Consider the following 16114-nt stretch of genomic DNA (forward strand, 5'->3'; position numbering starts at 1 on the left):
GGGACATGCTCAAGTCATACTGGGCTCGCCTGAGCCCCACCACTAAGCGAGTGCTTGTCATTTGCGGCTGTATTGTTGTCGTGCTGGCGATAGTTACTGCTCTCAGTGCCATTGGCGGCAATGAGAAACGTAAGTCTGGTGGTAAGCAAACCATCGGTAACGTGTTAACTGACAGCGATCCACGTGCAGTCGGTCTAGATGCGTTAAATGCCACCCAGCGTCAACAGGGGAAGAATCTCAACGATCTGACGCGGAACGTGAAGACGCTGCTTGACGGGGCCACACAGCAGCAGGAGCTACGCGATGGTCTGAAGGACCTATCAAAACAGGTTGCGGATGTTTCGACGCAGCTGAGTTCGACTACTCAGACAGCTGAAGCACTTAAAGCTGACAATGAAAGGCTGCAGCAAGCTTTAAAAGAAACTCAAGATAAGGCGCCACCGCCTGAAAAGGAGGCTGTTCTTAAAGAGAAGGAAGAGAGAGTCAAGGCTGAGCAACTGGCTCAACGTCGATATAACAATGCTGCCGTTGATCCTAACAAAAACATCGGTGCTTTTTTTGCCAATGCTCCGGCACCCGCCGCAGATCCGGTAAAGCCAGGGCAGAGTCCAAAGAAAGAAGAGCGACTCACAATCAGCACTATCGGCGCAACTGAGCCTGAGGAAAGCAAGGACAAGAACAAGGAAGAGGAGGTTTACCTCCCAGCTGGCTCGATCCTATCTGGCGCAATCATCACTGGTATCGACGCGCCAACCGGTAGTGGAGCTCGGAAAGATCCTTTCCCAGTTCTGCTTCGTGTGAAGAAAGAGGCTGTTCTGCCTAACCGCTTCAGGGCAGATGTGCGTGAATGTTTCCTCATCGCGAGTGCCTTTGGTGATCTTTCCTCCGAACGCGCCTACATGCGAGCCGAGACGATTTCTTGCGTACGTGACGACGGCGCTGTGATCGAAACTGGTATGGATGCATATGCCTCTGGTGAGGACGGTAAAGCTGGCGTTCGTGGTCGACTGATTTCGAAGCAAGGTGCGATTTTGGCGAGGTCGCTCATGGCCGGCTTCATGCAGGGTGTGAGTGAAGCATTCAGTGTCCGCCAAGTACCAAGCATCAACGTTACGGGTACAGGTAGCAGCAGCGGTGGCTCGGGCAAGGTGGTAAGCCCCGTTTACGAACAGGCCTTCAGCTCGCAAGCAATGCAAGGTGCTGCGATCGGTGGAACCGGGAAGGCCTTGGAGCGCATTGCTGATTTCTACCTCGAGATGGCTGAGAACCTCTACCCAGTCATTGAGGTAGATGCTGCTCGTGAAATCGACTTTGTCGTGAAGAAGGGTGTGCAGTTAAAGCTTCAAACAAAGCGCTGATTTCGCAGACCCTAGACAGGGGCAGATTAGCCCCTGTCTACAAATTCAAATACGGATACTCCAACCATGAAAATGAAATCACGGTTCACATTCGCGCGCCTGCTTATCGCTGCTGGCTTTGTTTCAGCACTGAGCGGTTGCTCGTTTCTTCAGATTGGTCAGTCGGATTACTCATGTAAGGGCATGCCTGATGGCGTTACTTGTATGTCTGCACGTGACGTTTATCAGCTGACGGAAAACGAGAACTTTCGTCAAGTTGTAGAGCAACGTCAGGCCGCAAAGGACGAGGCAATTAAAGAGGGCAAGACGATCGAGGAAGTTATGCCGGCGGTAAGCCCGCATATTGCCGCTGGTGAGCGCTACGTAGTACCAAAACCAGCCCGTGATCCGATACCGATTCGTTCACAAGCAACAGTGATGCGTATTTGGGTTGCCCCATGGGAGTCCGACAAGGGCGATCTGAACGTACCAGGTTACATGTACACAGAAATTGAGCCGCGTCGCTGGGAGATCGGCACCCCAGCGCCGAAACCAACTGCCTCGATTCGACCACTTGAGTCGCGTAAAGCCGTGCCGCCAACGGTACAAAACTAACACCCCCCCAAAAAGCAATAAGCAGGAGACACCCCATGCAACTGAGCATGAACAACCACCAAAAACGTCGCGCAAAAGACGTTATGAAATTCGGTGTTGCACTGATGGTTACAGTCATGGCCACCCAGGCTATGGCAGGTACCGGTGGTGACAGCTTCGACTCCATCTGGGTAACGCTGACCGACTGGATGCAAGGCACCTTGGGCCGAGTTGTAGCTGGCTCTATGGTTCTCGTAGGCATCGTTTCCGGCATCGTTCGACAGTCGATCATGAGTTTCGCGACGGGTGTCGGTGGCGGCGTCGGTCTCTACAACACTCCGACCATCATCGAATCGATCATGACCGCAACTCTGCCGGCTACCCACTCGTTGGTAACCGCGGCCGTACCTCTGGCTCAGCAGATCTAGTTTCAAACGCAATAACCAAAGCCGGCCTTGCCGGCTTTTGGGCTTTCTTAACGGGATCGGAGTTCGAATGTGAACGGGATGAAAAAAAAGGGAATTCTCGCGCTTTCAGCATTGGCCTTATCGTGGTCGCTGACCGGTAATGCTGCTTCTCAATGTATTGAAAGCGCCGAGTCGCTGGCCATCAACCCAATAGCTTCCTTCGAAGGCGGTTCCGTTACTGTCTCGTACTCACTGAAGCGCAATGACTGCACTTCGACGGGCTCATTTAGTCTTCCGATCGCAATTGGAGGGCCAAAGGGTGCGCAGCTCGGAAAATGTGAGGGTGTTCGTACAAAGGAAGAATTTTCCTGTAATGGATCTGCAGCATTGCCGGCTGGATTCACGGGCCCGCTGGTTATTAGCGTAGGAGGGGTATTAGCCGAGACGATCGTTCAACCCAAGCAAACGCAGCCAGTCGCTGAAGACATGGAGGTGCTGAATGATGAAGATAAAACTCTCGTAATTCCGCTCGTATTGAAGGGCGCTGGAGTAACAGCGGATTCATTTGAGTTAGAAAATTTGCCTGATTCGAATGTAGGGCAAATCCTTCTTAAAGGCACCACAGTCACGTTCATACCCCTACCAGGTTGGAGCGGTATTACAGGATTTTCGTATCGAGGCAAGGATCAGCACGGCGTTTACTCAAATGTGGCGAATGTTCGCATCGTCACCAGCCTCATGAATGATCCGCCAATTGTAATACCTCATCCTGCAGTCGGTTCAGAGGACATCCCTTTTACCTTCACACCGGTGGTGAAGGATATTGATGGCGTCGACATCTATCAGCTCGTTGTCGAAGCCCAAGGATCGCACGTATCCGCATCGGTTTCGGATGATCGCCATTCCCTGAAAATCACACCTGAACTCAACTGGAATGGTGAGGACTTTATCAAGATCACTGCAATGGATGCTGCAGGCGAAAAAAGTACCGTCACGGACATTCGGATTGTCATTCAGCCGGTCAACGACGCTCCGAATGTTGATGCAATATCAATTACCACTGACGAGGACGTCGCCGGCAGGGCGCCGATTATTTTTACCGACCAAGATGGTCAAGCGCCATATCGTTTCACCGTAGGTGGCCAGCCCTCAAAATCTATTGGTGGATGCGGTATTGACGGTAATTATGTGGTTTTCACGCCCGCGAAAGACTGGAACGGCCAAACCACATGCTCAGTTACGGCAATTGACGCCAGTAACACTTCCTCAAAACCTGCAGTAGTGACAATCAACGTCAACCCGGTTCCAGACAAGCCGGTCGTAGAAAGTAAGACTGTGACAATGAATCAGGGCGCCTCGACGTCGGTGACTCTCTCAGTAACAGATCCCGACAAGGTCGACACCTTTTCTCTATCCAGCGCAACACCACAAGACGCGACCTTTGGTTCGTATTCTTTCAGCGGCTCAAAGCTTTCATTAACACTGTCCCCATCATTCGTGGGGAGTCGTGTAATTGCGTACACGGCCAAAGATTCTTTCGGCCTTAGCTCTGATACGGGGTTCATCACAGTCAAAGTCCTACCTGTAAACGTAGCTCCGGTTGTAGACGCCATTGATGCATTGACATCGATCGAGACGCCTGTTTCTGTGGAGCTGACCGCGACAGATGCGAACCATGACTCGCCACTAACATTTGCTATTGCACAATCGGTAGCACCCGCCGCGGGTTCACTGACGCTTGTAAAAAATGTGCTTACTTTTTCCCCGGCTACAGGGTTTATAGGAACGGCGACATCTAAGGTGACCGCAACAGATACTGCCGGCGCTGTCTCTGCGAGCCAGTCCATTACATTCAACGTTCAGGCGGATCAGATTGTTGCTTACGATCCCGACGTGCCTGATACCCACGCTATTGTCATCGTGCAACAACCGCCGGCAAATGTCGGGGTAATCACAGCGGTCGGAATGAATGTAACCTTTGCCCCCGTTGAAGGTTACTTCGGGCCTGGATCATTCAAATACAAGGTTCGGGATACAGCCGGCTTGGAATCAGCTGTTAAAGACGGCGTAATCATTGTCGATAAAACCAACTTTGCACCTACATCAGCGAGTGCTGACCTTACAGCATACGAAGGTGAAGCGTCAGCTGCTGTAGCGCCGACAGTCGCGGACAAAAACCTGTACGACGCTGGTCAGCACACATTCAGTGTGCCAATCCAAGCAATGACGGGTGTCGCGGAGGTGGTGAGCAATAAGCTCATTTACAACGCACCGTTCGGTTTCCAAGGCAAAACGTCGTTCAAATTTATTGCTCGTGATTTAGCTGGAGCTGAGGTGATCGGCACGGCAAACGTGACGGTTATCGCTAAAAACTTTCCGCCGACAATGGTCGCACTTGATATGCAGACCACGGAGATCACGCCTGTGTCCGGCATTCCAACGGTGGTTGATCCAAATCCCACGGATACATTTGCCTTTAAGGTCATTGGCACGCCAGTAGGAGGCACCGCTATAGCTGCTGGAGGCAAAGTTAGCTATACCCCTCGTGAAGGTTGGACAGGGACTGATAGTTTCCTCATCAGTGCTACAGACGCAGCGGGATCTACAGTAATAGGCCTGGCTACTGTAACCGTAGTACCGAACAACCTGGCGCCAGAGGGACTGGGTGGATTAATCACAGGCCTCGAAAACATATCGGCAGCACCCTATTACCCTGTCATTACAGACAAGAATCTGTACGACCAAGGCCAGCACCTTCTGAAAGTGGTTACCCAACCTGCAAACGGAACCGTGGCTGTGACCGGCAATATGCTTATTTTTACACCGGCCAAAGATTTTATTGGTGATGATTCATTCATCGTTGAGGCAACTGATTTAGGGGGCTTGAAGGCCACTGGTTCGGTTGCCGTTCACGTACTCCAAAACAACCTGCAGCCAGAGAGTGCAGCGCTGAGTATTACCACCTACGAAAACACCAAGTCGGCCGCTTTTAAGCCTGAGGTTGATGATCCAAACGTCTGGGATTCCTTCAGCTACGAAGTTGTAAGCCAACCTTCGCACGGTAGCGTACTCGCCAGTCAAAATGGCTACATCTACACGCCTAACCCTAGCTACGTGGGCAATGATTCGTTTGCTTTCCGAGTGGTCGACGCAGGTGGCGAATATATTGAGTCTCTAGCTCGAGTAGCAGTTCTAAGGAAGAACACGCCTCCGACAGGCCTTAAACCAACGGTCGTATATTTCTACGAGGGGGTTGGAGGAAAGGAGCGACTGAGTGCTGTAGACGCCAACGATTGGGGTTCCCATACATTCGCGGTCGTTTCGCAGCCTGAGCATGGGTATGTATGGTTCAACGGTAATGACGAAATGAACTTCAAGACTGACGGTCGTACTCAGACCTCAGTCGTCATCAAGGTCACAGACCAGGATGGGGAGTCGGTGAACGTTACCGTGGTGCTCATGCCCAAAAGCATCGCTGATGTAGTGGATCAGATGCCAATCGAACAGATTGATAAAGAGAGATTGTCCACCCCTGCCATCACTAAGGAGTTCAACAGAACAGACGGTCGACCAGGGTTAATGGTGACAGAGCCTGTAGCTATACAGGCTCTTGGGACGGACATTATTGCGTTTGTAGAGAAATCATCAGGCCTTGGTCTGAAGGTAGGTCGCAAACCACTAGAACCAGGTCAAGCAGTTCGTCTGCCTATTGATCGGGTGACAGTTGATAGCCTGGGTGCCGCTGTCGCAGCCCTGACTGCAGGTGAGGCTGGCAAAGGGAGGCTACTGCTGTTTAGGGGCGACCTGACTGGTTCGGCCTTTGCGATTCCATATGAAGTATGGGCTCTGCAGGGCGCGATAAAGACTTCAGCGGATAGCGTGCCTTTGGGCCTGCAATCTGTACGAGCGCAATTCGAGCCGGGAAATAATGTTTGTCTGAACACGGTTCGGACACTATCGGCCCAAAACTCCAACCCCTACGACAATCCGGTATGTCTACTTGAGTTTACAAAGGCATTGCCGGAGTACAAGGACCTGTCCAGCGATTCTACGTTGGCTTTGCAGGGCACCGCCGCGGATGTCGGCTCGTACCCAATCGAGGCCTCTTCCTACATTGTTGGACCTGATGGTCAGAAGTATCTCCTTGGCACCTATTCAAAGGCGGTGACCTTTGTCTCCCCAGTAGCCACCGTGAAAATAGGGCCAAAATACCCGTTCGATAAAGCGTATTTCAAAGTCGAAGATCTGGATATTGAGTTCGTTCAGCAGTCAGGAACTGCTTGTGATTTGACGATAATTGAGCGCCGCGCAATGACTGCAGCTTCGTCTTATTCGACTAAGCCTCTGTGCTTTGTCGAGTGGGAGGAGATTTCTCCAGGTCTCACCATTCGACCCAATTGGGAAAGGCCATACCTGGTTGGCAACGCACAAATGCTCGGCGAAAACAAAATTCAGTGGAAGCTTTCTGTCTTCACACCGTCGGGCAAAAAAATTGAACTTGGATCGGACAAATTCACTTTTGACGTTATTGAGCCGTCGTTCCCTACAGTTACCTATACGTCCAAGACGAAAGTAAACGATTCGTTGTTGGTGTCACCGCTGGCCGGTGGTTACATCGGCGATGCCGTCGTGACTTCTGTGAGTGCACGGCTACAGCTCAAAAACAACGTCAATCAAGGTAAGGTCCAAAGTGAGGAAATTGCGCCTTCCTTTGGGGACATCATGACGGTGTACCGCCGTATTTACACGGCCCCATTCACCGCTCTATGGCAAAAACGTTCGCTCTTCGTCGATGTGAACTACACGCTGTTACCTGATTTGATCACACACTCCCTGGTCGACGTTCTTGCGGTTCCTGACGAGAGCATTGTTCCGATTATCGATAACGAAAATGGGAAGATTCTTTCCACTGAGGCACTGGAGGTTAATGTTGGGATCGGTGATGCATACGACTCAACCAAGACCTATAACGAGTCAACGATGGGGTCATGGGAGATTCGTCTGATTCAGAAGCCGACTTGGAACTCTGTGACGGAAGTTGCACCATGGGTAAAAGCTGATGGTGCCGGTCATGCGTCATTCGCTTTGAACGTTGCAGATCTTGCTGGCAAAAACCTTCGCGTCTTCGCGGAGGCTCGGATCATATCTCCCGTTCCGGAGTACACCGTTACCAGAACATCGCCACAGCCACTGTCACTTGCAATTTTGAACGGCGCAGCGCTAGACGGATCGATTCGTGCGCTGCGGTTAACGGGTGAAGCTCCCCTCCGGGTAACGCTGTTCGCGGATGTCACCAATCGTGCCTGGACCAAAGACCTCGGTAATGTCCGGTGGGAGCAATCCACTGAAGGTGGTGCATGGACTGAAATTCCAAATAAAAGCCGCACACCACAACGAATTGCTCTGACCCTGGCCAAGGGGAAATACAAGATTCGCGCGGAGCTCACTAACAAGAACTCTGGCGCAAGATCGATGACCGACGAAATTGAGATTGCTGCCTACAACATTCCCAAGGGGATACTCAAAGGCGCGGGCAACACGTTTCTTGATGCGAATGCTCGATTCAGAGTGCTGCAGGTGAATGCACAGCCAATTGATCTTACAAATATCGATGTCGAGTGGAGCTATGACCGTGGTGTCACGTGGACACCAGGTAGCGATAGCGTTGTGTTTACTCGTAGTGCCGAGGAGCGCGTCTATGTCTACATGAGAATGAGGTACAAAGATTCTCCGACCGACGATCCTCGGGTTTGGAAGACGATTCGTTCTGGCGTTGCATTCAGAAAGGTGCGTCCACCCAGAGTGCAGCTGATCGGACCGCGTCGTCCGGAAGTAGGGAAAGAGTCAACATGGGTAGCGAACTTGCTTATGCCGTACCCGAACATGGATTTAACAATGGATGGTGAATTCATCATGCCGGACGGGAAAACAATCGTCCCTGGCCAAGAGGCCAAGTACACGCCCGTGGATTCTGATATCACCGATGAGCGCACTTATCTGAGCTACCGCGCTTGGATCAATGGGTACCGTGATCGAGGAGGTGAGGGCATAACTCAGCAGCGAATCACTTTCTGGATTTACGATTGGCCGGCCTGGGCGATCTCCCCGACATTCTCAGCTGAGTACGCACCGGCCGACCTGAGCTTACGCGTAAGGAATATCGGTGAGTTCAAAGCCGTCGAGGGTGTCTATTACGACTGGGAGATGCCAGCTATGCCCGGTTATTCAGTTGTGAAAGACGACAACATGGCGCTGCGGATACTGACCATCGATGAGCCAGGCGAGTTTCCATTCAAGGTGCATGTTTACGACGCTCGTGGCAACTACACCCTTGTTGAAAAAAATATGATCTTCAAGGAGCCACCACCATGGACAATCACGCTTAAGTGGACAGGTGATAACAACGCAGCCCGTGCACCTCTCGGCATCATGGTTCGGCCAGAAATCACTGGTGGACATCCAAAAGACCGGATTACGAACATGACGTACACCCTTAACGGATCTGAGATCGATACCGGCGGATCTCGATATGCGCGCGCAACGCTACCTGCAGAAGGTCAGTACCAGGTCGCCATGGCTGTACAGTCCCAAATGAACAAGGGAGGAACCGGTGAGGTGTCTATCGATGTGAAGCAGAACCAGAAACCTACCTGCGACTTGCAGGTTAAGGAGAGTGGTTCAGCGTGGACTGCCACCGCGAAATGTGTTGATCCTGATGGCCGGATAGCCCGTCACAATTGGTTCGTAAATGACAAATTGCAGGGGTTAGGAGGGTCGATGATCACAATTTCGAAAAGAACGTACCCTGAAGCACCGAAGATCCTGCTCTACGCCACAGATGACTCTGCTGAGGACTCAGCACCAGTAGTTTGGTAACGCCATAGGGCGCCGAAAGGCGCCCTTTCTTTTGACCCCAATGAAGGGTCAGATTCAACACCCTCGAAAAGTGTGCAGCTATAGCCTGATGACATCGTAAAAGAGGTGTCCTCATGCTCCGAAGAATCTTCTGCGCAATTTTGCTCATCACGTCTGCAAGCAGCTACTGCACTGCAAATGCCCAAGAAAATAACGTAACAACGCCATTGCCAATTAACGGAATGATCGCGGCCGTCAAGAACGGAAAGCTTGCGTTCGTAAGTGATAATGGCCGATTTGTTTTTCGTGGGAGTTTGTATGACACCTGGAGCCAAAAAGAAATTTCTTCGATCGATGACGCTGATCAAGCATTCCGCTATATCGATGTGGCGAAGCTCAAGTTCAACGTTGACGATCTGAGCCCCTTTACTTATGGGACTGGAAAGAAGCAGGTCATAATTTTTACCGACCCTCAGTGCCCGGCATGCAGCTTGCTTCTAACTGACCTCAAAAAAGTTGAAGGCTACACATTCAAAATTGTCGAGCTGTCAGCCCTCGGCGAAGAAAGTTCTAAAATTGTTAGATCTATGCATTGTGCAAACGATCAGAAACAAGCCTATGAAATTGCTGTAGGACTTCAGAAGCCGCGAGTGATAGAAAGTCGCGGAGCAGATTGCGACACTTCTGCAGTAGGCAAAAGAATTATTACAGCCCAAATGTTCGGGCTTAAAGGCGTCCCGTTTATTATTCGTGACGATGGTTTAACGCGCCAAGGATATGCAAAAGGTTCGCTCGAGCCTTGGCTGATTGGAGCCGCAAAATGAGCACCTTTCCCAAAGCTAAATTTCCACTTGCAGACTTGCTTAGCGTAGTTGCCTATGACGAGGATAAGAAGTACTTCGTCATGGACGACAACATGGCTGGGTTCGCCTTTTTGTGTCGCCCGCTGCCTGGAAGCGATGGCAAAGAGGGCGACCAACTTAAAAGCGTCATGAAACAAGCATGGCCTGCGGGAACAATGATTAATTTTTCGTCATTCCCATCGCAGAACATTAACGATCAAGTGAATTCGATGCTGAGAATGCGGATGCATTCTCCAGATGACATTGCGCACCAAGCAATCAAGAGCCGCGCTTCGTATCTGTTCAAAGGAACTCTCGAACCGATTGATGATTATTCAGGTATCAAAGTACGTGAAATTCACACAATAATCACTGTCAAGTTTCCAATAGCCGAGCCGTTGCCAAGTGAAAAAGAAATTCAGATCATTAGTGAGCTTAGGGCTCAATTTGATTCGACATTCAAGAGTATCGGTTTCTGCCCTATAGGTTTAACACAAAACCTATATTTGGAAATTATGTCGTCGATCTTGAATCAAGGACCAACTGCGTCTTGGCGGGATCGAATGGCGCCGGAGGCGGATGATGATAAGCCGCTTAAAACACAGGTCTTGGATTATGATCGTACGCTAGAGGTTTTCAGTGATCATCTAAAAATTGGAAACACTCTGGTAAAAACCCTTAGTGTTAAAAAATTCCCTCGGCGCGTGATACAGGGGTCTGCAGCTTGGTATCTTGGTGATTTACTTACCGGAAACAATGGAATTAGAGAAAATTGCCTAATTAGCTTTACTGTTTATTTTCCTGATCAACAAGCTGCGAAGGACAAAATGAACACCAAGCGTCAGTGGGCCAATAACCAGGCCTACGGACCTCTTCTAAAATTTGTACCAAAATTGGGTGCAAAAAAGCAGGGTATGGATGACCTGTTCAAGGAGATTGAGGAAGGCGAGGCTATAGTCCGATGCAACATGACAGTGATCGTTTTTGCTAATGATCGTGATCGTCTAGTACGTGCATCGTCCGAAGCACGAAATTATTTAGGTATTCGTCAGTTTTCGTTCCTGGAAGACAAATATTTTGTACTTCCATTATTTTTGAATGCTCTCCCATTTGGCGCTGACGCAAATGCAATTAATGAGAGCTATCGTTATAAAACTATGTCGGTGACTCAAGCGCTGCCACTGCTACCAATTTATGGTGATTGGAAGGGCACCGGTTCCCCGATGATGCAGTTTGTTTCACGTAACGGGCAGTTGATGTCCTACTGCCTTTTCGATTCGGAAACCAATTACAACGCCACGGTAGCTGCGCAGTCCGGTAGCGGAAAGTCATTCTTAACAAACTACTTGATCACAGCATATCGGTCAGCTGGAGCTCAGGTATGGGTGATTGACGTAGGTCGATCGTACGAGAAGCTTGCCAAAGCATTTAACGGTGATTTCCTCGAGTTTAAGCCAGACGTCACGATATGTCTGAATCCCTTCGAGTTGGTTCAACAGTACTCAGAGGAGGAGGATGTCCTCATTGGGCTTCTTTGCGCGATGGCCGCTCCTACGAAAGCGCTTGAAGACCTTCAAGTCGCAGGTCTTCGAAAGCACACTCATGACGTTTGGGAAGTCAAAGGCCGTGATATGAGCGTCGATGACGTCGAGCAGTCTTTGCTTGGCGATGAAGACAGTCGTATCCAGGACGTCGGGAAGCAACTGTACCCGTTTACGTCAAAAGGAATGTACGGGAAGTACTTCAATGGCAAGAATAACGTTGACTTTAAAAACCCGTTTACCGTTCTTGAGCTCGAGGAGCTGAAGGGCCGGAAGCATCTTCAGCAGGTGGTTTTACTCCAGCTCATCTATCAGATTCAGCAGGCAATGTTCCTAGGGGATCGAGATCGCCAGAAAATTGTTGTGATCGATGAGGCTTGGTCGTTGCTTACAGAAGGTGACGTCGCAAAGTTCATCGAGCATGGCTACCGCCGCTTCCGTAAATACAACGGCGCTGCAATCACAATCACACAATCTGTAAACGACTTGTATGCAAGCCCGACAGGTCGCGCAATTGCGGAAAACTCAGCAAACACCTTTTTGCTGGGCCAGAAGGATGATGCTATCAACATCATTAAAAAAGAGGGCCGACTGGCTTTGAGTGATGGAGGGTTCAGCATCCTCAAGTCAGTTCATACGATCCGTGGCCAATACTCTGAGATATTCTTTATGACGGAGTCAGGCTCCGGTGTCGGGCGTTTGACAGTTGATAACTTTTCTAAGCTTCTTTACTCCACCACTCCTAAAGACGTGCATGACATCAATGTCTACGTTAACAAAGGCATGAATACAGCTGAAGGTATCAACGCTGTATTGCGCGATCGGGGAGTATCCGTATGAAGCCAGTAATAGTGAACGTCATAGTTTCCATCGCGTGCTCGTTGGGGACGATTGCAGCCTACAGTTTAATTAAGGGTGAAACTTCAGCTACTCAGCTCGCTGTGCTGAATTACGACGTTGTTAATCTGCAAGGTGCTGGACGCTCGAACTCGGAGCTTGAAGAAAGCTATACGAACCTCCGCGAGTCGGCTAATAAATTAACTGCTGCAGGGTATGTTGTGGTCGACTCACGATCGTTAGTTTCATACCCACCAGAGCTAGAGATTCCATTAATTGAACATGGTGATGCAACTGATGGAGCCGAGGGGGCGGTAAGTGAATAAGCATCTAAAATTCATTTTGAAAGCATTGCCGCTCTCGGTAGCTATGGCAGCTGCCGCTTTATACGTGACGTCCCGATATGAAATTGGAATAGATCCACAAAAAAACACGTGCTTGAATTGGCGGGTCTTTGTAGTTGATCGATATGATACGAAAGTAGATCGTGACAAAATATATGCGTTTCGATCGACTCAGATGGAGCCATTTTTTCCGAATGGCACGAAAATCATCAAATACGTCCGCGGTATCCCAGGCGATCGCGTCACGGTAGGCAAAGAAGTGATCTCTGTGAATGGTACTTCCAGAGGTGAAGGGCTACTGCTTGCTGCTCGCCTAGGTAAGCCAGAAAATCGATACATAAGAGATGAGATTATTCCAGACAATATGTTTTGGTTTATGGGCACATCTCACGATAGTTTTGATTCGAGATACTGGGGCTACGTTTCAAGTTCTGATGTGGTCGGGAGAGCCTACCCGATATGGTAAGTCTACGATCAGCCCTTCTTTGTTTGGTTGTAATCGGTTCTGTCGCGCCAGCTTATGGGAGCACCGACTTTGCGGCTCAAGAGAGTGCAGCAATTGAGAGTTTCAAAGAGGTCCTGGACGGAATAAAGACCAACACAGACAAGCAAGTCGACTTTGTTCTGAAAACTGAAGACCTCAGTTTTGCCCAAACACCGCTGATGCCAGACAGTAATTCAGCCATTCCCGCACCAGTTGAGCAGGCTAGGGCATATCAGATATTCGTGTCATGGAGTCTTGGTGAAAGTGAGATCAAGAATCTGTTAAAGGAGTATCACGGCAATAGAGAAGTTGAACTGGTTTTCAGGGGGATACCTGACGGAGTTTCATTGCAAGACGCGCTAGCAAAGGTACAGCGGTTGAGCCTTGAAACGAAGTCAAACACCCCGGTGCTGATAAACCCTGTTTTATTTGGGGAGTCGGGAATTGAAACTGTCCCCCAGATTCGTAAAGTTTCAGGGAAGCAAACAGTTTATGTGGTATCTGGAACCACCTCTGTTCAAGCAGCGGAAGAGCAGTACCAAAAATTTAAAACACCAAAGCCTAACGCAATTGGGCCCGGCCTGCGAATAGCTGAGCGAGATTTAATCGAGGTTATGAAGGAACGACTCGCCAAAGTTAATTTTGCTGAACTGAAAGATAAGGCACTGAGGAGGTTTTGGTCTAACCAGGTATTCGCTGAATTAGTGCCTGCACCAACGAGCAGAGTCAGAAAGCTGGATCCTTCAGTCGTGGTGCCACAAGATATCACAGGCGCTGACGGAACTTTAATCCACAAAGCTGGTGATCATATTAACCCGCTTGACATTCGACCTTTTACTCAGCGACTTGTGATTATCGATCCTAGTTATGAAAAACAGATCAATTTTGCAAAGGCACAGATAGAAAAATATAGTGATAAGCAAAATGTTTTGATTATTTTGTCAGAGGTAGATCGTGAGAAAGGTTGGGATGGATTTACAGAGGTCCAAAATAAAGTAGGCCGTGCGGTATACATCTTAAAAGACGATGTGCGAACGAGGTTTTCAATCGACTTTACGCCGTCAGTCGTAACCGCGGCAGATAAAAATTTTTATATTGAAGAAGTTGCAGGAGAGTCATTGCCGTGACAGTGCTAGCGCTCCAATCAATCCACTTTTCCAACGGTAAGGTTCTAGGGTACGAGGTGTTGGCTCGTCGCATTGTCTCGGGTCGTATGCTTTCACCAGGACAGTTCATGGCGAACTCGCAACCAGGTGAGTGGATTCTATTGGACCGCGAGATAGTAACTCTAGTCGCCGATAACATTGCTGAGCTAAGTGGCATCGGCCCGTTATTTATTAATATCAGTGCTGAAACACTAACGTCGATTTCTGACGCCAAGTCTCTGATAAAGGCGCTAGCCGGTGTCTGTTCGCTAGGATTGGAAATCGTGCTTGAAATTTCTGAGAAGTACTCCGACGGTGCCGAGAGTCTTGATTCATTGTTGTTGTTTGCAAGGTCTTTGGGCTTAGGAGTTGCAATTGATGACTTTGGTTCGGAAAACTCAAATATGGCACGATTGGTCGGACATAAGTGGGATTACTGCAAAATTGACCTGCCTGCCTTGTTAGTCCCGACTAATCTTGCTCTCCTTACTGAAATTCGCGATTACTGCATGGCCAATCATGTAGGTTTGATTTTAGAGAAAGTTGAAGATGTTTCCATTCTAAGTGGCTGGCTCAAGCCACTGAATGGTGCTTCGCTCCAAGGCTTCGCTCTCTCTAAACCAGACGTACTCAATCGAGCGCCTTCGCTTTCACAGAGTTCAAGGTAGTAGTTATGTTTATCCGTAGTTTAGGCCTGATGGTCTCTCTGTTATTGTGTTTTTATTCTCAGTATTCGGCCTCAGATCAGTCTGTAACTGATTCTTTGTCCTGCCCTAATGCTGAGCTTTTTAGCGGTAAATTATTTACTGACGTCTGTTGGGCGTGTTTGTTTCCTATCCGAATTGCTGGCGTGAGCATTACGCCTGGTGATGCACCGTCAGGCGCTTCTACCAAGAGTATCTGCATGTGTGAGGACAACTTAGGCCTGTGGAAGCCAGGTATTGTTAACTCACTATGGGAGCCTGCTCGGCTGATCGAAGTTGTTAGGAAGCCAGGGTGTTCCCTTGCATTGGGCGGCATAACTTTACCTATTGGCGACAAGCGCCTATGGGGGACGTTATCTGATGCTGTTGGCGGCAATACGATTACGAAAGAGAAACTATCTTTCTACAACGTCCATTATTACGCGTTCCCGCTGTTATCGATTCTCGAAATGTACATGCCAAAACGTTGTTCTCCAGATGGTTATGCTGACTTCGATATAATTCAGTTAACTGAAATCGATCCGGTCTGGACGAATGACGAACTGGCCTTCTTTGTTAACCCTGAAGCCGCAGCCGTCGCTAACCCACTGGCACAAGCAGCATGCACGGCTGACGCTGCCTTAGGTGTTGCTGGTCAAGAGCCTTTAACCTCCCTTTGGTGGTGCGCAGGGACTTGGGGCGAGATCTATCCAATGGCTGGGACAGCCCTGCCCAACGACTTCGGGCGCACCACATCGTTACTAGCTGCGCGCACTATTGCAACTCAACACCGCCGAGGCCTTGCGCATTTGACTATTGGCGATGAAACCATTTGTAGGGGCTCAATCTTCCCCACAGTTCCTAAATCCCAATACAAAATGTCTATGTTCTTTCCTCGTGCAGAGTCGAAGGAAGCGCATTACATCGGGTCGCACCCGATGACATGGCAAGGTGGGGAGGGCAGAGTTATTCCTCAAGTCGGGGAAGACGCGCTCTACATGTTGTTCCGGTGGAATGACTGCTGTAACACACTATGAGATTTTGA

11 protein-coding genes are annotated in these 16114 nt (G+C 49.5%); all 11 read left to right on the plus strand.

The window, feature by feature from the left end; genetic code table 11:
* The first annotated feature begins 5 nt into the window (after positions 1 to 5).
* Entirely contained in the window at positions 6 to 1358 is a 1353-nt protein-coding gene (locus KW848_RS23575) for a TraB/VirB10 family protein (protein ID WP_218538204.1), read from the plus strand.
* Between the two features lie 66 nt (positions 1359 to 1424).
* Positions 1425 to 1952: a type IV conjugative transfer system lipoprotein TraV gene (gene traV / locus KW848_RS23580; protein WP_185710068.1), complete on the plus strand. Its 528-nt coding sequence runs from the start codon at positions 1425 to 1427 to the stop codon at positions 1950 to 1952.
* 35 nt (positions 1953 to 1987) lie between these two features.
* Entirely contained in the window at positions 1988 to 2359 is a 372-nt protein-coding gene (gene traA, locus KW848_RS23585; protein WP_185710069.1) for a TraA family conjugative transfer protein, read from the plus strand.
* A 78-nt stretch (positions 2360 to 2437) separates the two neighbouring features.
* Positions 2438 to 9214 carry an Ig-like domain-containing protein gene (locus tag KW848_RS23590; protein ID WP_218538313.1) on the plus strand — a complete coding sequence of 2259 codons (6777 nt, stop codon included), beginning with the start codon at positions 2438 to 2440 and terminating at the stop codon, positions 9212 to 9214.
* A 113-nt stretch (positions 9215 to 9327) separates the two neighbouring features.
* The gene (locus KW848_RS23595; RefSeq protein ID WP_218538205.1) at positions 9328 to 10017 is read left to right on the plus strand and encodes a DsbC family protein; all 690 of its coding nucleotides are present in this window, start codon (positions 9328 to 9330) and stop codon (positions 10015 to 10017) included.
* Entirely contained in the window at positions 10014 to 12416 is a 2403-nt protein-coding gene (gene traC, locus KW848_RS23600; protein WP_218538206.1) for a type IV secretion system protein TraC, read from the plus strand. The genes KW848_RS23595 and traC overlap by 4 nt, the downstream gene beginning before the upstream one ends.
* Complete coding sequence (locus tag KW848_RS23605) at positions 12413 to 12739, plus strand: hypothetical protein (protein WP_218538207.1); 327 nt, start codon at positions 12413 to 12415, stop codon at positions 12737 to 12739. Before traC ends, KW848_RS23605 begins: the two co-directional genes overlap by 4 nt.
* On the plus strand, positions 12732 to 13223 hold the full coding sequence (lepB, locus tag KW848_RS23610) for a signal peptidase I (protein WP_218538208.1): 492 nt from the start codon (positions 12732 to 12734) through the stop codon (positions 13221 to 13223). Before KW848_RS23605 ends, lepB begins: the two co-directional genes overlap by 8 nt.
* Positions 13217 to 14368, plus strand: a complete 1152-nt coding sequence (locus KW848_RS23615; protein ID WP_218538209.1) for a TrbC family F-type conjugative pilus assembly protein — start codon at positions 13217 to 13219, stop codon at positions 14366 to 14368. The genes lepB and KW848_RS23615 overlap by 7 nt, the downstream gene beginning before the upstream one ends.
* A gap of 2 nt (positions 14369 to 14370) precedes the next feature.
* On the plus strand, positions 14371 to 15054 hold the full coding sequence (locus tag KW848_RS23620) for an EAL domain-containing protein (protein ID WP_309140082.1): 684 nt from the start codon (positions 14371 to 14373) through the stop codon (positions 15052 to 15054).
* A 5-nt stretch (positions 15055 to 15059) separates the two neighbouring features.
* Positions 15060 to 16106 (plus strand): TraU family protein, encoded by a 1047-nt coding sequence (locus KW848_RS23625; RefSeq protein ID WP_185710076.1) that lies wholly within the window; start codon positions 15060 to 15062, stop codon positions 16104 to 16106.
* The last annotated feature ends 8 nt before the right edge of the window (positions 16107 to 16114 follow it).

This window comes from Pseudomonas sp. PDM25, assembly GCF_019219045.1.
GTDB lineage: Bacteria > Pseudomonadota > Gammaproteobacteria > Pseudomonadales > Pseudomonadaceae > Aquipseudomonas.